This window comes from Deinococcus sp. Leaf326 (genome assembly GCF_001424185.1).
Classification (GTDB): Bacteria; Deinococcota; Deinococci; order Deinococcales; family Deinococcaceae; genus Deinococcus.
Map to the genome: position 1 here is coordinate 72618 of NZ_LMOM01000087.1, position 17267 is coordinate 89884.

The following is a 17267-nucleotide window of genomic DNA, read 5'->3' on the forward strand; positions in this document are numbered from 1 at the left end:
TGGCGCCGTATGCTGGGAGAGATGCTCAATCCAGACCTCTCGGCCCGGCTGCGGACTGCTTTCGACGACGACCGCGACGCCGACACCTTTTCGCTGCGCCTGGAGCGCCACGGCGACGACCTGGAGAGCAGCCTGCGGGCCGTCTACGGCGAGCAGACTCCGGCTCTGGTCGAGCGGCTTCTCGAGATCATGCTGCACGCCTTCCACGCCCGCCCCGCCGACCTGAAACGGCTCGACGAGGCCCGGCTCCTGCGTCCCGACTGGCTCCAGTCGCCCGACATGGTGGGCTACGTGGCCTACGCCGACCGCTTTGCGGGCACGCTGCGCGGGGTGGGCGAGCATCTGGACTACCTGTCGGACCTGGGTGTGCGGTACCTCCACCTCATGCCGCTGCTCAGGCCCCGCGAGGGGGAGAACGACGGCGGCTACGCGGTGGCCGACTACCGCTCCGTTCGCTCCGACCTGGGCACGGTGGACGACCTCTCGGCGCTGGCTCAGGGGCTGCGCGGCCGGGGCATCAGCCTGGTGCTCGACCTCGTGCTCAACCACGTCGCCTACGAGCACGACTGGGCGGCGCGCGCGCGTGCGGGCGAGGCGAAATACCGCGACTACTTCCACATCTTTCCCGACCGCACGCTGCCCGGCGCCTACGAGCACACGTTGCCCGAAGTATTCCCGGATTTCGCGCCGGGCAACTTCACCTTTGATCCCTCGTTGGGGCGAGTGCTGGACAGTCCCGCGCCCGCCGAGGCCCCCAAACCGAAGAAGGGGAGCCGCAAGAAGGCCGCCCCCGCAGAGGCGGCGCCGCCCGCCCCCCAGACCGACGGTTCGGGCGGCTGGGTCTGGACGACTTTCAATACCTACCAGTGGGACCTGAACTGGAGCAACCCCGAGGTGTTCGCGGAGTTTGTCGACATCATCTTGTACCTCGCCAACCGGGGCGTGGAGGTGTTCCGGCTCGACGCCATCGCCTTCATCTGGAAACGGCTGGGCACCGACTGCCAGAACCAGCCCGAGGTGCACCAGCTCACGCGGGCGCTGCGGGCGGCGGCGCGCATCGTGGCGCCGGCGGTGGCCTTCAAGGCCGAGGCCATCGTGGCGCCGCACGACCTGATCCACTATCTGGGCACGCGCGACCACCACGGCAAGGTGAGCGACATGGCCTACCACAACAGCCTGATGGTGCAGCTGTGGAGCACGCTCGCCTCGCGCGACACCCGGCTCATGCAAGAAGCGCTGCGGGCCTTTCCGCCCAAGCCCACGAACACCACCTGGGGCATGTACGTGCGCTGTCACGACGACATCGGCTGGGCCATCAGCGACGCCGACGCCGCGCGGGTGGGCGTCTCGGGGCAGGGACACCGTCACTTCCTCTCGGACTTCTACAGCGGCATGTTTCCGGGAACCTTCGCGCGGGGTCTGGTCTTCCAGTACAACCCGGCGACCGGCGACCGGCGCATCAGCGGGACGGCCGCCAGTCTCGCGGGTCTCGAACAGGCGCTGGAGAGCGGTGACGAACGCCTGACCGAACTCGCCGTGCGCCGGCTGCTGCTGCTGCACGCCGTCACCCTGGGTTTCGGCGGCGTGCCGCTGCTGTATATGGGCGACGAACTGGCGCTCCTCAACGACTACGCCTTCGCCGACCTGCCCGAGCACGCGCCTGACAACCGCTGGGTGCACCGCCCGCGCATGGACTGGGCGCTGGCCGCGGCGGTCCAGACCCAGGCCGGCACCCCGGCCGGGCGCGTGAACGCCGGCCTGCGCGCCCTGATCCGCGCGCGCGCCGCCACGCCGCACCTGCACGCCAGCATCGAGAGCCGCCCGGTGCCCAGCCCCGATCCCCGGATCCTGATGCTGCGCCGCGACCACCCGCTCGGCGTGATGCTCCAGGTCTACAACTTCAGCGAGGAGCGCGTGACGCTGCCGGCCTACGTGCTGCGCGAACATCTGGGGTCGGTGGCCACCGACGAGCTCGGCGACCACACCTTCGAGCTGGGCCGCCCCAGCGTGTCGCTCGGGGCCTACCGCGCGCTGTGGCTGGTGGGCGAACAGAACTAGGCCAGCCAGGAAAGAAGCGCGGGGCTAGGCCATCCGGCGGGTATCGGGGGCCTGGCCCCGCGTCCTACCCTGGGGGCATCTCGCGTAGGGCCACAGGAGGTTTCTCATGCCGCATCCCTTCTTCCGTACCGCGTTGTCCGTTCGTCTCCGGATCACCGGAAGCGGTCTCTAGAGAAGTTCCGCCGCCCTGCCGGTGACCTGCCGTCACGAGGTCACCACTCTTGAATACGCTCCCGAATACAGCGGCCGACCGTTTCGTCGTCACGCCCGCCACCGCCGAGACCCTGGACGACCTGTACGTCCTGCACCCCGACCGCGAGGACGCGTCCCGGGGCGTGGAACGCCTGCGTGGCCGGATCGCGACCGGGCAGGTCCAGTTCGGTCAGGTGCTCATCCTGCGTGGCCCGCGCGGCGTCGAGGGCACCCTGCTGCTGGCCGGCAACCCCGCCGTGCCGCTCTTTCCCCGTCTGCGGCCCGGCTCCCCTGCGGCGGCCATCACGGCGCTGCTGGGGGCAGCGCGTGCCCAGGTGTCGCTGGACCGCCGACTGATTCTCGACTGCACCCTCGCCCCGCTCGGCGCCGCTCCGGCCCTGGCCGCCGGATGGCGCCACACCGAAACCCACGTGCTGTACGAGACCGACCTGCGCGCCTACGTCTCGGTGCCCGACCCTGCGGCGCGGGAGGCCAGCGTCAACGACCCCGCCGTGCGCGCCCTGTTGGCCGATCTGGGCCGCGCCGACTGGGTGCCGGAGGAGGACGAGGAGTTCGTGGCCCTGTTCGGGCAAGGCGACCGGCCGTGCGCCCTGGGAACGGTGCGGCCGGGCCACACGCCCGACCTGGGCATGATTGACCTGATTGGTGTGCGGCCCGGCCTGAGCGGTCAGGGGTACGGCACCCGGCTGCACGCGCATCTGCTCGGGCGGGTGGCAAAGCGCTTCGGGCGGCACGTTGGGGCCACTGGCGCGGACAATCTGGCCATGCGGCGGATCCTCGCTCGGCACGGCGCGCTCGACACGTCCGTACAGGAGGTCTACCTTCCCCTTGCTCTGCACGCTCCGGACCGCGTATAGTCTTCTCTTGGTCAAGTGGGGCGGGGCGACCAACGGCCGCCGCCGAAGTGAGGCGGTGGCGGCCCCGACCCCCGGACGGAAGCGGCCCGCAGGGGTCAGCGACCGGACCAGCAAGGAGGGCGACATGCCCAAGATGAAGACACTGAAGGCGGCCAAGCGGCGCGTGAAGATCACGGCGACCGGCAAGGTCATGGCGTTCAAGAGTGGCAAGCGCCACCAGAACACCGGCAAGAGCGGCGACGAGATTCGCGGCAAGGGCAAGGGCTTCGTCCTCGCCAAGCCCGAGTGGAAGCGCATGAAACTAATGCTGGGTGGTAGATAATGCCTCGCGTCAAGACCGGCATCGTCCGCCGCCGCCGCCACAAGAAGGTCCTGAAGCGCGCCAAGGGCTTCTGGGGCAGCCGCTCCAAGCAGTACCGCAACGCCTTCCAGACGCTGCTGAACGCCGCGACCTACGAGTACCGCGATCGCCGTAACAAGAAGCGCGACTTCCGCCGTCTGTGGATTCAGCGTATCAACGCGGGCGCCCGCCTTCACGGCATGAACTACTCGACCTTCATGGGCGGCCTCAAGCTCGCCGGTGTGGACCTCAACCGCAAGGTGCTGGCCGATCTCGCCGCGCGTGAGCCCGAAGCCTTCAAGGCCCTCGTGGCCGCTTCGCAGGCCGCCAAGCAGGGCTGAGCCCAGCCCGGCACCCTGAGCGCGCCGCCTTCCCGAATCTGGGGAGGCGGCGCGCCCTTCTTTGTGCCTGCAGAACAGCCCTCTGCCCCGCGCGGGCGTACCATGCGGGGCGTGAACGTGGCAAGGATGATTCTCTCGGCGGTGGCGGGCCTGGCAGCGGCCCTGCTGTCTTTTTCGGTCATTTACGTGCGCGGGGACCTCGCCGGGGTCATGGGCGTGCTGCGGGCCCGCTCGGCGGCGCGGCGACTCGCCGAGTCGGGCGCGGGGGCCGCGCAGGTCGAGGCGGCGCGGGCGCAGGTGCTTGCCCTGGCAGAACGGTTCGTGGCGCCCGACCTGGCGACCCGCCTCGTGCCGCTCGAACTGCTCATCGGGGTGGCTGTGGCCGCCCTGATGTGGTGGTTTTTCGGTGGGCGCAGCGCCCAGGTAGGGGGCGAACGCCGCCCCGACATCCACGAGCGCATGGTGTTGCGGCTGGCCCACCGTATGGGCGGCCAGTTCACGTTGAACGACCTCAGCGAGCGCAGCCCCCTGAGCGCTCCGCAGGCCCAGGCCACCACCGAGCGGATGCTGGGACGCGGTTTGCTCCGGCGTGAGGGCGAGGCCTTCCGGCTCTCGTGAGCGCCTTCACGCCGGGGCAGCTCGCCGCCCTGCTCGACGAGGCCGCGCATGCCCCCGCGCAGAGCGTGCGCGCGGCCCTGAGCGGCGTGGAGGGCCAGCCCCATCCCCGTATCGGCGCGCTGACCTCGGCCCTCGCCGTGACCAAACGTGACGTCTGGGCCGTGATCGCGGCGGTGACCGGCACGCCGTCTCCCCCCGACGAGTTCGGCCTGGCCCGCCTGATGGCCTGGGAGGTGGAGGCCACGCGCGCCCTGAGCGACGGGGCCCTGGCCCAGAGCCTGACCTACGCCGGGCAAGACATGAGTGTGGCCGAGCTGCTGCGCCTGAACGCCCGCCAGACGGTGTGGCACGCGGGCCAGATCGCGGCGCTGGCCGACCGGCCCCGCAGCGCGTAGGCCCGTGCCCCAGGACCGTCCCTTCCTGACCGAGCCCGGCGAGGCGGGCCAGACGCCGGGCGGCGCGGTGCCGGACGCTCTGTTCGACCTCGCGGTCAACCGTGCCGCGGCGGCGCTGCGGGGGCTGCGGCCGGGCGACCCCGGCGCGGCGCTCGCTGCGTGGCACGCCCGCACCCGCTTTGCCCGGCGCGTACCGCTGGAGGCGGTCCGGGCGGCGCTGCTGACCCGGCCCCAGGGCGGCGACGGGCAGGGCGGCGAGTGGCACTGGTCGGGCGGCCCCGCGGGGAGCTGGCAGCCGGGCCGCGCGCCCTTTCCCTAGGCCAGGGTCCGCGTGACCGTCTCGGCGGCGAGGCGGACCGCCCGCGTGATTTCGTCCTGAGGCAGATAAGGCATGGGTGGGCGCCCCTGCGGCGCGGCCAGGGCGACCGCCGCGTTCGCCGGTACATGCAGGAAGCCGCACGGTACCCCGGCCCGGCCCGTCTCCTGGAGGTGGTGCAGGGCTCGGTACATCACGAAGTTGCACACGTACAGCCCGGCCGTATTGCTGATGTGGCCGGGCACCCCCGCCGAATGCCAAGCTGCCAGGATCGCCCGCAGGGGCAGGGTGCTCAGTACGGCCGCCGGAGCCTGGGCATGTGCGTGGGCCGGCGCGTCCTGGTAGGTGCGCCCGGCGTTGTCGGGAATGTCGAAATCCATGACGTTCACGGCGACCCGCTCCAGCGTCACCTGGGGCCGCCCCGCCGCGAGACCGGTGAGCAGTGCGGCGTCCGGGCGCAGACGGTCGAGCAGCGGCAGCAGCAACCCTGCCGCCGCGTGCGGCTCGACCGGCAGCAGCGCCGCGTGGACCCGCCAGTCGCCGGGCAGCTCCAGCCCGTCGAGCGCCTGGGCCGCGCGGGCACTGGGATTGTCGGGGTGCGTATGAAACGGCTCGAAGCCGGTGAGCAGCAGCGTGGGCATGTGCGGGCAGGATACGCGGACGCTCAAGGTGCGGGGCGCGCCGGTACGTCACACTGGGCGGCATGACCGCCGAAGCCCGGACCCCCGTGAACGTTCTCGCCATCCTGACGCCCCAGGCCATGCACGTGGCGGACGTCGAGGCCCTGCTCGGCCGCATGGCCGTGGCCAGCCGCCAGGAAGCCGGTTGCCGGCGCTACGACATCTTGCGCGAGGAGCACGAGGACGGCCCCCGCTTCCACATTCAGGAGCGCTACGACGATGCGGCGGCCGTCACGGCCCACGGCGCGACCGACCACTACGCCGCCTTCCGCGCCCAGGTCGGTCCCTGGCTGGTGGCCCCGCCCGAGGTCGTGCGCCTCTCGGACGTGAACGTGGACGCGCAGGACTGAGCCTTCCTCTGCGGCGGGGCTTCCAGACGGGGGCCCGGCCTGCGGCCTATGCTGGCCCTCATATGCCGGAACTGCCGGAAGTCGAGACCACCCGCCGCAAGATCGAGCCGCTGCTGCGGGGTCAGATCATCACCGCCGTCACGCACGAACCGTCGCGCCGCTACCAGGACACCCAGGCGGCGGTGGGCAAGCGCGTGAAGGCGCTGACCCGCCGGGGCAAGTACCTGATGCTCCAGCTCGCCGCCGCCGACGCGGCCGACGACGGCCCCCATGACCTCGAACTCATCGTGCACCTGGGCATGACGGGTGGTTTCCGGCTCGAACCGGGCAAGCACACCCGCGTGACGCTGGAGACCGGGGCGGGCACGCTGCATTTCGACGATCCCCGGCGCTTCGGCAAGATGGTGGTCGTGCGGCCGGGCGAGTACGCGGGGATGCCGACCCTGGCGGGCATGGGCCCCGAGCCGCTCTCCGGGGATTTCCGCGAAGAGGACTTCGTGGCGCGCGCAGCCACGGCGGGGGCCGTCAAGCCCTGGCTGCTGTCGCAGAAGCCAGTGAGCGGTGTGGGCAACATCTACGCCGACGAGGCGCTGTGGCACGCCCGCATCCACCCGGCCCAGACCGCGCTGAATGCGGACGAGGCCTCGCGGCTGTACCGGGCGGTACGCGAGGTGATGGCCCAGGCGGTCGAGGCGGGCGGCAGTTCGCTGGGCAACGGCGAGGGCAACTACCGCCAGCACGACGGCGAAAAGGGCGGTTTTCAGGGCCGGCATCAGGCGTATGGCCGGGCCGGCCAGCCCTGCGCCCGCTGCGGCACCCCCATTGCCAAGGTGGTGCTCGGGCAGCGCGGCACGCATTTTTGCCCGCAGTGTCAGGTGGTGCGCTAGGCGGGTCAAGAGCCGGATGGCGGAGGCGGGCGCGCCGGCGAACTTGTCAGGATGAGGCGTGAACGTTCGCCTCTACCACCCCGACGACGAAGCCGCCTGTCTGGCCCTCTTCGGCAGCAACACGCCCCGGTTCTTCGCGGAGGCTGAGCGCCCGGACTACGCCGCCTTTCTGGCGGACTTGGTGGGCCCGTCTCCGGCTGACCCGTACCTCGTGATGGAGGAGAAGGGGCAGGTCGTGGCCTGCGGAGGCGTGTACGTGCGGCCCGGCGGGCAGGAGGCGGGGCTGACCTGGGGCATGGTCGAGCGGTCGCGCCACCGCCGGGGCTACGGCCGCGCGCTGTGGGAGGCGCGCCTGGCCTGGCTGCGCCGACACGCCCCGGAGGTCCGGACGGTCGTGCTGGACACCACGCAGCACAGCGCGCCGTTCTTCGCGCGGCTGGGCTTCGGGACGGTCCGTATCCAGCCCGACTTCTACGGGCCGGGTCTGGACCGTCACGACATGCGGCTGAGCCTGCCGGCCTGACCCGGCCCGCCGGGTGTACCCTCGCCCCATGACCGACCTCACGTCCCTGCGGCTGTCCTACGACCGCGCCGAGCTGCGCCGCGCCGACCTGAACGCCGATCCCCTCGCGCAGTTTCAGGGCTGGTTGCAGGAGGCCATCGGCGCGGGGTTGCCCGAACCCTATGCCCTGTCGCTGGCGACCGCCGACGCCTCGGGCCGCCCCAGCGTGCGTACGGTGCTGCTGCGCGGGGCCGGCGAGGACGGCCTGACCTTCTACAGCAACTTCGGCTCGCACAAGGGCCGCGACCTCGCCGCCAACCCGCAGGCCGAGGCACTGTTCTTCTGGCCCCAGCACGAGCGGCAGGTGCGCGCCTGGGGCCGCGTGACGCGTGTGCCGGACGCCGAGGCCACCGCGTATTTCCACAAGCGCCCGCGCGAGAGCCAGCTCGCCGCGCACGCCAGCGACCCGCAGAGCGCGCCTATTGGGGACCGTGCCGAACTGGAGGCCAAATTCGCTGCCCTGCACGCCCGCTTTCCCGATGGCACCGAGGTGACCCGGCCCGAATTCTGGGGTGGGTACCGCCTCGCGGTGCAGGAATGGGAGTTCTGGCAGGGCCGGCACAACCGCATGCACGACCGCTTCCGCTACGCGCGGGCCGGGGAAGGGGAGAGCTGGACGGTTCAGCGCCTGATGCCCTAGGCAACTCCGGGCGCCCCCGCCGCGTATTCCTGGACATAAGGGGGCATCTTATGCTGGATCTCTATCTCATCTGCCTGATCGTAGGCGGCGGGCTGCTGGCCCTGTCGCTGCTGGGGGGGCACGACGGCGACCTGGGCGGGCACTCGCCCGAAGCCGAGCACGGGGGCGGCCACCTCGCGCCGTGGTTCTCGCTGCGGGCCCTGGTCAGTTTCACGGCGTTTTTCGGGCTGGCGGGCGTGGTCGGCGGCCTGCTGGGGCTGGGCGGTACGGCGCGGCTGGTCATGGCCCTGGTCACGGGGCTGGCGGTGGGGGGCTTCACGGCCTTCGCCTTCGGTGTGGTGCGCGCGCGGGGCGAGGTGGGTGCGCGGGCCGGGCGGCTTTCCGGGCGTACCGGGCAGGTCCTGGTGCCTCCGGCGGCCGGGCAGCTCGGCCAGCCGGAGCGCCTGGGCAAGGTGGCCCTGACGGTCGGTGGGCAGCTGGAGCAGCGTCCTGCGCGCAGCGCCGACGTACTGCGCTCCGGCGACCCGGTTTTAGTGATTGCCGAGGAGCGCGGCGTGCTGGAGGTCAAATTCTGGGACGGCGCCTGAACGCGCCGCATCCTTCCGGCTCCAAACCTCTGTGGCCCTCTTCCCTCCGCGGAAGGGGGCCTTGCGCATCCAGGCCAGTCGCTCGTGACCGCCCCGGATGCGGAGCGGGAACCTCTGCCCCCTTCACCGCGTACTCATCTGTGGAGGAAAGATCATGTTGACCCCCACCCTCGTCACTGCTGGACTGATTCTGCTCGGGATCGTTCTGGTGCTCGTCCTCATCCAGAACTTTCTCATCGTGGTGCCGCCGAACAAGGTGCTCGTCGTTTCGGGGCGCAGCCGCAAGACCGAAGAAGGCGACACCGTCGGCTACCGGGTCATCCGGGGCGGGCGGGCCTTCCGCATTCCCATCCTGGAAAAGGTGTCGTGGATGGACCTCACGACCATTCCGCTGGACCTTACGGTCGAGAACGCCTTCTCGCGCGGGGGTATTCCCCTGCGTATCCACGCGGTCGCCAACGTCAAGATCAACGCCGAAGACCCGCAACTCGGCAACGCCATCGAGCGGTTTCTGGACGTGCCGCGTGAGGCCGTGACCAACATCGTGCGCGACACGCTGGAAGGCAACCTGCGCGGCGTGATCGCCACCCTGACGCCCGAGGAGATCAACCAGGACCGGTTGCGCTTCGCCGAGTCGCTCATCGACGAGGCTGAGCACGACATGCACAACCTCGGGATCAAGCTCGACACGCTCAAGATCCAGAACGTGTCGGACGTGGCGGGCTACCTCGAATCGCTGGGCCGCCGCCAGACTGCCGAGGTGCTCAAGGAGGCCCGCATTGCCGAGGCCGAGCGTAACGCCGAGGCCACGCAGTCCGAGGCCCAGGCGCTGCAGCGCAGCCAGGTCGCACAGGCCATCGCGCAGCAGGCCATCCTGGAAGAGCAGAACAAACTCGAAGTCCGCAAGACCGAACTGAGCGCCGTGCAGCTCTCGCGCCAGAACGAGGCAGCCGTCGAGTCCGAACTCGCCAAGGTGCGCGCCACGCAGAGCTTCGAGCAGGAGCAGGCGGCCCTGGAAGCCACCCTGAGACAGCGCCGGGCCGAGGCGCAGCGCCAGGCCCGCATCATTGAGGCGCAGCAGAACGCCGAGGCGGCCGAGGTCGAGGCGCAGGCCAGGCAGCGCGCCACCATCGCCCAGACCACGGCCCAGCAGGCGATTCTGGAGCGCGAAAACGAGTTGCGTATCCGCCGCGCCGAGCTGGAGGCGGTCGCCGCCGCCCGCGAGAACGAGGCCAAGGTGAACGCCGAGCGCGCCCGCGTGGTCGCCGAACAGGAGCTCGAGCAGGAGCGCGTAGTCCTGAACCAGAAGCGCCTGGAAGCCGACGTGGTGGCCCCGGCCCGCGCCCGCCGCGAAGCCGAACTGCTCGCGGCGCAGGCCGCCGCCGCGCCGATCGTCGAAGAGGGCCGCGCCAAGGCCCAGGCCGTCGCGCTGATGGTCGAGGCCTTCCGTCAGGCCGGCCCCGAGGGCGAACGCGCCTACGTCCTGAACATGCTGCCGGGCATCGTCGAACAGTTCGCCGCGTCGGTACAGGGCATGCAGATCGACAAGCTCACGGTCATCGACTCGGGCGACGGCCGCGCCACCCGCAGCGCGGTTCAAACGCTGCCCACCAACATCATCGGGATGGTCGAGCAGGTCGAGACCGCGACCGGTGTCAACCTCCTGAGTCTCCTGCGCGGCGCGGGCACCGTTCCGGCCACCGCCAACGGGGCCGGCCCCCACGCGCCCGAAGCCAAGCCGAGCGCCTGAGCCAGCCCGGAGGACGCCCCCGACCCGCAGCCGGGCAGGGAGCGTCCTTTCACTTTGTTTCATAAAGCACCTGCGGCAGTACAGCGGGACGTTTGTTGCCGCAGGGGGGAGGATGATGCCTCTCATGAGTAACCTCTACACCGCAGAAGCCGTGGCGACCGGAGGCCGCGCCGGCAAGACCCGCAGCACCGATGGCCGTCTGGACCTCGACCTGAGCGTGCCCGCCGCCATCGGAGGCGACGACGGCCCCGGCACCAACCCCGAGCAGCTGTTCGCCATGGGCTACGCGGCCTGCTTTCAGGGCGCCCTGAGCGTGGTGGCCCGCCGCCAGAAGGTCGAGATCCCCGAGGGCAGCACCGTCACTGCCCGTGTGGGCCTGGAGCGCGCCGGGCTGGCCTTCGCGCTCAACGTCGAACTCGTGGGCACCTTCCCCGGTTTGGAGCGCGAGCAGGCGCAGGCCCTGATGGACGCCACCTACGACGTATGCCCCTATAGCGTCGCCACCAAGGGCAATGTCGAGACGACCCTGACCGTCGCGTAAGTCTGCGGTACAGGAAAGCGGGGGAGCCTAGCGCGCCCCTGCTGTTTTGCCGTTCACTCCTGGGGCCTCACCCCACCGGGTCCCGCCCGTCTGGCGAAAGCTCGGTGTCCTCACCCAGCAGTTCGGCGCGCTCCTGGGAGGTCAGGGCGACCATCACGCGCCGCAGCACCACGTCCACGGCCTGATCGGCGCTCTCGTCGAGGGTCAGGCCGTCGAGGAGCGGCACGTCCTCCTGCGCGGCGAGGCGTTCGAGGACCTCCTGCATCACCCGGATTTCTTCGAAGTACTTCATGTACCGGTGCAGGGGGCGGTTCGCGGCCGTCTCGCTGTCGCGGCTCTCGAAGTGGCGGCGATGCTCGCCGGCGTCGGGCAGCGTGACCAGCATCGGCACGATGAGGGCGCCCTGAAAGTCCTCGGCGCGCAGGTAGCCCGGCACGAGGTGCACGCCCTCCAGCACCAAGCTGGTGCCTTCCTGCACGCTGCGGCCCACCACGGCCCCCAGGCCCACGCTGACCTGCTGCACCTGCTCACGGAAGCCCGCGAGGAGCTCGGCCTTGTCGGGATGTTCGGGGCGCGGCTGACCCGGCGGCACCAGAGCCTCCCAGGCGCTGAAGGTGCTGGCGTGCAGGGTGGGCAGCAGCGCGGGCGAGACCATCGCGCGCATCACCTCGCGGATCGAGTCGGTGCTCACCACGCGGGCGATGCCCAAGCGGTAGGCGATCTCGGCGGCCAGAAAGCTCTTGCCGGTGCCGCTCACGCCGCCGAGCAGCACGATGAGCGGGCGCGGCGGCTGCCGGATGACGCGCAGCAGGCGGTAGCGGGCACTGATGTCGGGCCCGACCTCGTCGCGCAGCAGGGCTTCGACCTTCTCGCGGATGTCGCGCCGCCGCGTCACGCGATCGTCCTGGCCGCGCAGGTCGCGCTGGGTCACGCGCGCCACCTTGCGGGCCACGTCGGGCGCGACGCCCGCCGCGAGCAGCGACTGCACGAGCAGCCCCTTGGAGAAGGGACTGGGCGCGCCGCCGTCGCTGCCCATCACAGCCAGCCGGCCCCGGTTGTTGCGCAGGTAGCGGTAGGTCAGGCGCAGGTGTTCGCCGTAGCGCTCGGCGAGCACGAGTTCGGTGAGGTTGTCGAGTTCTTCGGCGTCCAGGCCGCGCACGCCCGAGCGGCGCATCCTCACGTCCACGGCGCTGGCGGTCGCGTAGGCGTCGCGCGGCGAGAGCCCCGCGTCTTCCAGGGTGCGTGACAGCACGCCCCGGCTGAAGGGCAGGTCGCCTTTCTTGGCCTGCACCATGATGTCGGTGAAGGCCGGGGTGTAGGTGGCGGCCGCCCGCGCGATCTCCGGCCCCAGTACGTCGGCGGCCACCTCGACCATGAGGTCCTGCAACTCGGCCGGCGAGATGGGACTGCGCCGCAGCCGCCGCATTTCCTGCTCGATGCGCCGCGCTGCCGCCGCCGCCTGCAGGCCGCTGGCTCCGGCCGTGACGAGCGACTCGACGACGAGCCCCCGGCTGAAGGGCCAGGATTGGCGCGCCGTGCCGACGGTGAGTTCCGGCTGGGTCATCTTGCCCCCCGGTCCACGCCAGACATGCGCCGCAGCCGGATCACGTCCGCACAGGCTCGCGCCGCACCGCACCTTCGAGCAGCAGATTCAGCGCGAGCCGCATCTCTTCTTGCAGGGGACGCTCGGTGCCGTAGGCGCTCCAGCGCAGCGCGACCATCAGGTACGTGTCGGCAATCAGGTTGCTGATGCGCTGGAGGCTCAGGTCGGTCCGCATCTGGCCGGACTGGTGCAGCGGGCGCAGGATGAGCTCGATGACCTTGCTCAGCGGCAGCGCCTGGTACGCGGTGCGGGCGCGCTCGGGATTAGGATTCATGACCTCGTAGGCCAGCGGCGGAAACAGGTCGCGCTCGCGGGCATTTTCCTCGGCCAGCCGGTCCCAGATCTCGTACAGGACGCCCAGCGGCGGCGTGCCCTGGGCCAGCCGGCTCTCGGCGTGGTCGCGCAGCCGCTCCATGACCTCCGAGCCGTAGTCGAGCAGCACCGCTTCCTTGTAGGGGTAGTAGTTGAAGAAGGTGCCGCGCGAGACGTTGCTGGCCCGCGCGATGTCCGTCGCCGTGGTCGTCTGGAAGCCGCCCTGCTTGAACAGTTCGATGGCGACCCCGTAGATACGGGCGCGCCGGCGTTCTTTCTGACGCTCCCTCAGCGATGACGAATCCATGATGCCTACGGTATAGCGCGCCGGGTCTAAAATTGCACCCTGTCCAACATTCATGGCGGCCGTTCCGCTGGGCCGCTGTCAGAGCGCCGCGAGACCGGCTCAATACTCTGAAGGTCAGATGAAGTCTGCCGATCAGCCCTGGACCGTGGCCCTCGTCCTCGGAACGCTGGCGGTCGCGGGCCTGACGCTGGGTCCGGCGCTGTGGCCGCGCGCGCACGCGCCACAGGTCATGCGGACCGCGCTGCCACCGGCTGCCGGCTCGGCCTCCCCAGCCAGCGCCGAGCCGCCGACCTATGCCACCACCTCCAGCGTGCGCCCCCTCATCAGTGGCCGGCTCAATCTGAACACGGCCACCCAGGAGCAGCTCGAAGCCCTGCCCGGAATCGGCCCCGCGCTCGCGGCCCGCCTCACTGCGGGGCGGCCCTACCGCTCGCTGGCCGACCTCGACCGGGTGCGCGGCATCGGTCCCGCCGCCATGCAACGCCTCGGGCCGCTGGTCGCCTTCCAGTGACGGCCACGTCCGGAGCAGTGTCCAGCCCCGCAGGCGTGCGGCTGGCCTGGACCGTTCCAGCCGCGTACGGGGTCATAGGTGGCACTCTGCTCGGGCTGGGACTGGGATGGGGCTCGCTGGTGGCGCTGCTCGGCGCCGGGCTGGGGCTGCTGGGAGGCCGTCCTCTGCTTGTCGCGCTGGCGCTGGCCGGTGCTGGACTGGGCTACGGCAGCGAGCGCCTCCAGACGGCCCAGCCTGACCGCCTCGCGCCGTGGGTCGGCGCGCAGGTCACGCTGACAGGCGACTGGGACGGCCAGTTCCTGACCCTGCGGGATCCACCGGCCCGGCTGGCCCTCAGTCCCCGGCCCCCGCAGCCGCCGGGCCGACTGGAGGTCTCGGGCCGCCTCGTGCGCCCGGAGGGCCGCGGGGTGCCGGGCGGCTTCGATCAGGCGGCTTGGCTGCGCGCTCAGGGGGGCGTCTTTCTGCCCACGCCGCGCGCAGTGCTGGTGGGCACGCGGGTCCGGGCCAGCCAGCCCGAAGGGGGCGTGCGAGGCTGGTTCCGGCGCGGCCTGGCCGCCGGCCTGTCTCCACGCAACACCGCGTTGATGGAGGCGGTCGAACTCGGCGACCGGGGCGACCTGGGGCGCGAGAACTTCGCCGAAGGGTACGCGGTGCGCGACGCCTTCAACCGCGCGGGGCTGGCCCACCTGATGGCGCTGTCGGGCCAGAACGTGGCGCTGCTGACCGGCGCGCTGATCTTCATGCTGTCGCGGCTGGGGGCGCCCACCTGGCTGCGCTACGGGCTGCCGCTCGCGCTGCTCGTGCCCTACTTGACGGTGCTCGTCAGTGTCTCGCCCAGCATCACCCGCGCGGTCGTCATGGGTATGGCGGTACTGGCCGGGTTGTGGGCTGGGCGCGGGCGGCCCGACGTGCCGGGCACGCTGGCGCTGGCGGCGCTCGTGTGCCTGCTGCTGTTTCCGCTGTGGCTGCTGGACGTGGGCTTTCAGCTCTCGTTCCTGGCCGTGCTCGCCCTGACCCTCTCCTCGCGGTTGGCGGCGAGGCTGCCGGGGCGCTGGCCCCACGCGCTGCGGCTGGCTCTGGCAGCGACCGTGCTGGCCGAACTAGGCACGCTGCCGGTCATCGCGTCCACCTTCGGGCAGCTGCCGCTCGTGGGCCTGCCCGCCAACCTGCTGGCCGAGGGGGTCATGGCCGCGCTCGTGCCGCTGGGTTTTCTTGCCGGGCTGCTGGGGCCGCTGGCCGCGCCGGTCAACGTGCTCGTATCGCCGCTCGCCTCGCTGCTGCTGTGGCTGGCCGAGGCATTCGGCCGCGCTCCGGTCCTGGGCTGGGGGCAGGTGGGACTCGGCGGGCTGGCGGCCTACGCGCTTGCGGCGCTGGCGGGGACGCTGTGGCTGCTGGGACGGGTGCGGGGACCGGCGGCACTGGGCACCGTCCTCGCCTGCGCCCTGCTGACCTGGCTGCCCGGCGCGCTGCGGCCCGCACGCGAACTCGTCTTTCTGGATGTCGGGCAGGGCGACGCCACCCTGCTCCGCCTTCCCGGGCTGACCCTGCTGGTGGACGCGGGCGGTTCGGTCGGGTCCGACTACGATGTGGGGGGGCGCACGGTGCTGCCGGCGCTGCGGGCGCTGGGCGTCCGGAAAATAGACGTGGCGGTTGCGACCCATGCCGACACCGACCATATCGAGGGTCTCGCAGCTGTGCTGCGCGGCCTGCCGGTAGGCGAGCTGTGGATCGGGCAGCGCAAGGAGGACGATCCGGTGCTGGCCGCCGTCCTGGCCGCGGCCCACGAGCGCGGCGTGCCCGTGCGCGAGGTCCGCCGGGGCGACGAGGTGGCGGCGGCGGGAGTAAAGGTCACGGTGCTGTGGCCGCAGGGCGCCCCCTGGAGTGACGAGGACAACGCCAACTCGGTCGCTCTGCGCGTCACCGACGGCGACTGGCACGCCGCGCTGCTCGGCGACCTGCCCGACCCGGTCGAGGGCCAGATCGGGGTGGGGCGCCTCGACCTGCTCAAGACGGCGCACCACGGCAGCCGCTTCAGCACGGACGCGGCCTTCCTGGCCCAGACGGCTCCCCGGGACGCCCTCATCAGCGTCGGCGCGCGCAATACCTACGGCCACCCCAACGCCGCCGTGCTCGACCGCCTCGCCGGAGCCGGAGCGCGGGTGTGGCGCACCGACCTCCAGGGCACGGTGCGCTGGCCGCTGCCCTGAGTTTTCCTCCAGTGCCGGTACAGCAGCGCGCCGAGTCGGCGCCGGGGTCTGGGCATAGCCCCGAACAGGTGGTAACGGCTCCCCGCTCCTACTCGCTTCTCCGTCGCGGCGTTACCCTGGGCGCATGGCCCCTTCCCGTTCCGATGTATTGCGGCTGCTCAGTGCCCTGCCGGGCAGCTACGCCGGTCCCGACCGGCCCGAGACCGGCCCCTTCGCGGTGGTCGGGGTGGGTGAGGGCACGCTCGCCGCTCACCTGCTCTCTCCGCTGATCGGCGTCAATTTCACGCGCGCGGGCACGCAATTCGTGCTGTCGAGCTCCGACGTGCAGGACGCCGCACGCACCTACGCCGAACTGGCCGAGGTCGCCGGGGCCACCGCCCGGCGCGCGAGCACGGGCGGCCAGCCGGAGGACGTGGACGTGCTCATTCCGGCCGGGGCCTTCGCCACCTACCACTACGCGCAGTACGTCGCGCACGCGAGCGGCCACGCCGAGGAGGCGCGGGCGGCCGAGACCCTGATCGCGGATCTCGCCGCCCGCTGCGCGCCCGAGGTCGAGGAGAATAACCCCGCGCGCGACCTCGCCTGGAGCCTGTGGGGCCGCTCGCCGCTGCTGCTCGCCGCGCCCGAGGCCGACGCCCTGCCGCACGCCTGGCAGAGCCTGCTGGCGCGCACCGGCAAGACGCTGGCCGTGCCGGTGGCCGGCGACGCGCTGCCCTTCGTGACCGGCGCCTTCGAGGCCCAGCACGAGAAGGGCGACGGCCGCGTCGCCGTCATCCTGGGCGAGGCCGACGCCGCGCTGCACGTGGCGCGCGAGGTGCTCGAATCCCGCATCGACGAGGTCTTGCAGGTGCCCTACCCCGCCGGGTCGGAGGGCGGCTATGCGGGGCAGCTCGCGCTGTGGTATTTCGGGGCGTGGGTGGCCGCCTACCTCGCCGAGCGCTACGACCAGTCGCCCTCCGACCCGCCCATGCTGGCCCGCGCTCAGGCGGTCCTGGCGGGCGAGGCCGGCGAGGACACCCTGGGCACCAGCGAGCCGGCCCCGCGCCGCCGCAGGGCCGACGACCTCATTGACGACGAGACCGGCCGGGAGGACGACCGCTGGGACGACGAGGACGACACCGACGATCTGGACGACGACCTGAACTGAGAGTAAGCAGTGTGAGGAGGAGAGGGGAGGCCGGGCACGCACCCA

Annotated in this window: 20 protein-coding genes; 17 read left to right on the forward strand and 3 right to left on the reverse strand. The window is 71.6% G+C overall.

The annotated features are described in order from the left end of the window. Window positions 1-21: 21 nt before the first annotated feature. From ASF71_RS20980 to ASF71_RS21010, 7 genes are all read left to right on the forward strand, one after another. Window positions 22-2058 (forward strand): alpha-amylase family protein, encoded by a 2037-nt coding sequence (locus ASF71_RS20980; protein ID WP_056303900.1) that lies wholly within the window; start codon window positions 22-24, stop codon window positions 2056-2058. A 221-nt stretch (window positions 2059-2279) separates the two neighbouring features. Further along, window positions 2280-3128, forward strand: coding sequence for a GNAT family N-acetyltransferase (locus tag ASF71_RS20985; protein WP_056303759.1), 849 nt, complete (start codon window positions 2280-2282; stop codon window positions 3126-3128). Between the two features lie 124 nt (window positions 3129-3252). Then, the gene (gene rpmI / locus ASF71_RS20990) at window positions 3253-3450 is read left to right on the forward strand and encodes a 50S ribosomal protein L35 (protein WP_056303902.1); all 198 of its coding nucleotides are present in this window, start codon (window positions 3253-3255) and stop codon (window positions 3448-3450) included. After that, window positions 3450-3809, forward strand: a complete 360-nt coding sequence (gene rplT / locus ASF71_RS20995; RefSeq protein ID WP_056303761.1) for a 50S ribosomal protein L20 — start codon at window positions 3450-3452, stop codon at window positions 3807-3809. The genes rpmI and rplT overlap by 1 nt, the downstream gene beginning before the upstream one ends. Before the next feature lie 102 nt (window positions 3810-3911). Continuing rightward, window positions 3912-4427 carry a hypothetical protein gene (locus tag ASF71_RS21000; RefSeq protein ID WP_235514676.1) on the forward strand — a complete coding sequence of 172 codons (516 nt, stop codon included), beginning with the start codon at window positions 3912-3914 and terminating at the stop codon, window positions 4425-4427. Then, entirely contained in the window at window positions 4424-4822 is a 399-nt protein-coding gene (locus ASF71_RS21005) for a hypothetical protein (RefSeq protein WP_235514665.1), read from the forward strand. Before ASF71_RS21000 ends, ASF71_RS21005 begins: the two co-directional genes overlap by 4 nt. A 4-nt stretch (window positions 4823-4826) precedes the next feature. Then, window positions 4827-5141 carry a hypothetical protein gene (locus ASF71_RS21010; protein ID WP_056303763.1) on the forward strand — a complete coding sequence of 105 codons (315 nt, stop codon included), beginning with the start codon at window positions 4827-4829 and terminating at the stop codon, window positions 5139-5141. On the opposite strand, the gene ASF71_RS21015 is transcribed toward ASF71_RS21010, so the two are convergent. After that, window positions 5138-5779, reverse strand: coding sequence for a pyroglutamyl-peptidase I (locus ASF71_RS21015; protein WP_056303765.1), 642 nt, complete (start codon window positions 5777-5779; stop codon window positions 5138-5140). The genes ASF71_RS21010 and ASF71_RS21015 overlap by 4 nt on opposite strands. A gap of 62 nt (window positions 5780-5841) precedes the next feature. Between ASF71_RS21015 and ASF71_RS21020 the strand changes: the two genes are divergently transcribed. The 7 genes from ASF71_RS21020 (at window position 5842) to ASF71_RS21050 (ending at window position 11135) form a co-directional block, all read left to right on the forward strand. Beyond that, window positions 5842-6168, forward strand: a complete 327-nt coding sequence (locus tag ASF71_RS21020; protein WP_056303768.1) for a putative quinol monooxygenase — start codon at window positions 5842-5844, stop codon at window positions 6166-6168. Window positions 6169-6230: 62 nt separating this feature from the next. After that, on the forward strand, window positions 6231-7055 hold the full coding sequence (locus tag ASF71_RS21025) for a DNA-formamidopyrimidine glycosylase (protein ID WP_056303769.1): 825 nt from the start codon (window positions 6231-6233) through the stop codon (window positions 7053-7055). Window positions 7056-7113: 58 nt separating this feature from the next. Next, on the forward strand, window positions 7114-7578 hold the full coding sequence (locus tag ASF71_RS21030) for a GNAT family N-acetyltransferase (RefSeq protein ID WP_056303770.1): 465 nt from the start codon (window positions 7114-7116) through the stop codon (window positions 7576-7578). Between the two features lie 28 nt (window positions 7579-7606). Further along, the gene (gene pdxH / locus ASF71_RS21035; protein WP_056303772.1) at window positions 7607-8257 is read left to right on the forward strand and encodes a pyridoxamine 5'-phosphate oxidase; all 651 of its coding nucleotides are present in this window, start codon (window positions 7607-7609) and stop codon (window positions 8255-8257) included. Window positions 8258-8307: 50 nt separating this feature from the next. After that, window positions 8308-8844, forward strand: coding sequence for a hypothetical protein (locus ASF71_RS21040; RefSeq protein WP_056303773.1), 537 nt, complete (start codon window positions 8308-8310; stop codon window positions 8842-8844). Between the two features lie 154 nt (window positions 8845-8998). Beyond that, window positions 8999-10594: a flotillin family protein gene (locus tag ASF71_RS21045; protein ID WP_056303775.1), complete on the forward strand. Its 1596-nt coding sequence runs from the start codon at window positions 8999-9001 to the stop codon at window positions 10592-10594. A gap of 124 nt (window positions 10595-10718) precedes the next feature. Further along, entirely contained in the window at window positions 10719-11135 is a 417-nt protein-coding gene (locus ASF71_RS21050) for an organic hydroperoxide resistance protein (protein ID WP_056303909.1), read from the forward strand. A gap of 67 nt (window positions 11136-11202) precedes the next feature. Here the strand turns inward: ASF71_RS21050 and ASF71_RS21055 are convergent, their stop codons facing one another. Together ASF71_RS21055 and ASF71_RS21060 are read right to left on the reverse strand one after the other, a co-directional pair. Further along, the gene (locus ASF71_RS21055) at window positions 11203-12699 is read right to left on the reverse strand and encodes a 2-phosphoglycerate kinase (protein WP_056303777.1); all 1497 of its coding nucleotides are present in this window, start codon (window positions 12697-12699) and stop codon (window positions 11203-11205) included. 40 nt (window positions 12700-12739) lie between these two features. Beyond that, on the reverse strand, window positions 12740-13357 hold the full coding sequence (locus ASF71_RS21060; RefSeq protein WP_056303779.1) for a TetR/AcrR family transcriptional regulator: 618 nt from the start codon (window positions 13355-13357) through the stop codon (window positions 12740-12742). Between the two features lie 118 nt (window positions 13358-13475). On the opposite strand from ASF71_RS21060, the gene ASF71_RS21065 reads away from it, so the two are divergent. The 3 genes from ASF71_RS21065 (at window position 13476) to ASF71_RS21075 (ending at window position 17222) form a co-directional block, all read left to right on the forward strand. Further along, the gene (locus tag ASF71_RS21065; protein WP_056303781.1) at window positions 13476-13868 is read left to right on the forward strand and encodes a helix-hairpin-helix domain-containing protein; all 393 of its coding nucleotides are present in this window, start codon (window positions 13476-13478) and stop codon (window positions 13866-13868) included. 17 nt (window positions 13869-13885) lie between these two features. Beyond that, entirely contained in the window at window positions 13886-16075 is a 2190-nt protein-coding gene (locus ASF71_RS21070) for a DNA internalization-related competence protein ComEC/Rec2 (protein ID WP_056303783.1), read from the forward strand. A gap of 124 nt (window positions 16076-16199) precedes the next feature. Beyond that, entirely contained in the window at window positions 16200-17222 is a 1023-nt protein-coding gene (locus tag ASF71_RS21075) for an SIS domain-containing protein (protein ID WP_056303785.1), read from the forward strand. Window positions 17223-17267: the final 45 nt, after the last annotated feature.

Coding starts and splice junctions, on each gene's coding strand:
- ASF71_RS20980 (WP_056303900.1), top strand. CDS start 22: ATGCTCAATCCAGACCTCTCGGCCCGGCTGCGGACTGCTTTCGACGAC.
- ASF71_RS21060 (WP_056303779.1), bottom strand. CDS start 13,357: ATGGATTCGTCATCGCTGAGGGAGCGTCAGAAAGAACGCCGGCGCGCC.
- ASF71_RS21000 (WP_235514676.1), top strand. CDS start 3,912: ATGCGGGGCGTGAACGTGGCAAGGATGATTCTCTCGGCGGTGGCGGGC.
- ASF71_RS21045 (WP_056303775.1), top strand. CDS start 8,999: ATGTTGACCCCCACCCTCGTCACTGCTGGACTGATTCTGCTCGGGATC.
- ASF71_RS21075 (WP_056303785.1), top strand. CDS start 16,200: ATGGCCCCTTCCCGTTCCGATGTATTGCGGCTGCTCAGTGCCCTGCCG.
- ASF71_RS21050 (WP_056303909.1), top strand. CDS start 10,719: ATGAGTAACCTCTACACCGCAGAAGCCGTGGCGACCGGAGGCCGCGCC.
- rplT (WP_056303761.1), top strand. CDS start 3,450: ATGCCTCGCGTCAAGACCGGCATCGTCCGCCGCCGCCGCCACAAGAAG.
- ASF71_RS21015 (WP_056303765.1), bottom strand. CDS start 5,779: ATGCCCACGCTGCTGCTCACCGGCTTCGAGCCGTTTCATACGCACCCC.
- rpmI (WP_056303902.1), top strand. CDS start 3,253: ATGCCCAAGATGAAGACACTGAAGGCGGCCAAGCGGCGCGTGAAGATC.
- ASF71_RS21040 (WP_056303773.1), top strand. CDS start 8,308: ATGCTGGATCTCTATCTCATCTGCCTGATCGTAGGCGGCGGGCTGCTG.
- pdxH (WP_056303772.1), top strand. CDS start 7,607: ATGACCGACCTCACGTCCCTGCGGCTGTCCTACGACCGCGCCGAGCTG.
- ASF71_RS21025 (WP_056303769.1), top strand. CDS start 6,231: ATGCCGGAACTGCCGGAAGTCGAGACCACCCGCCGCAAGATCGAGCCG.
- ASF71_RS21055 (WP_056303777.1), bottom strand. CDS start 12,699: ATGACCCAGCCGGAACTCACCGTCGGCACGGCGCGCCAATCCTGGCCC.
- ASF71_RS21065 (WP_056303781.1), top strand. CDS start 13,476: ATGAAGTCTGCCGATCAGCCCTGGACCGTGGCCCTCGTCCTCGGAACG.
- ASF71_RS21020 (WP_056303768.1), top strand. CDS start 5,842: ATGACCGCCGAAGCCCGGACCCCCGTGAACGTTCTCGCCATCCTGACG.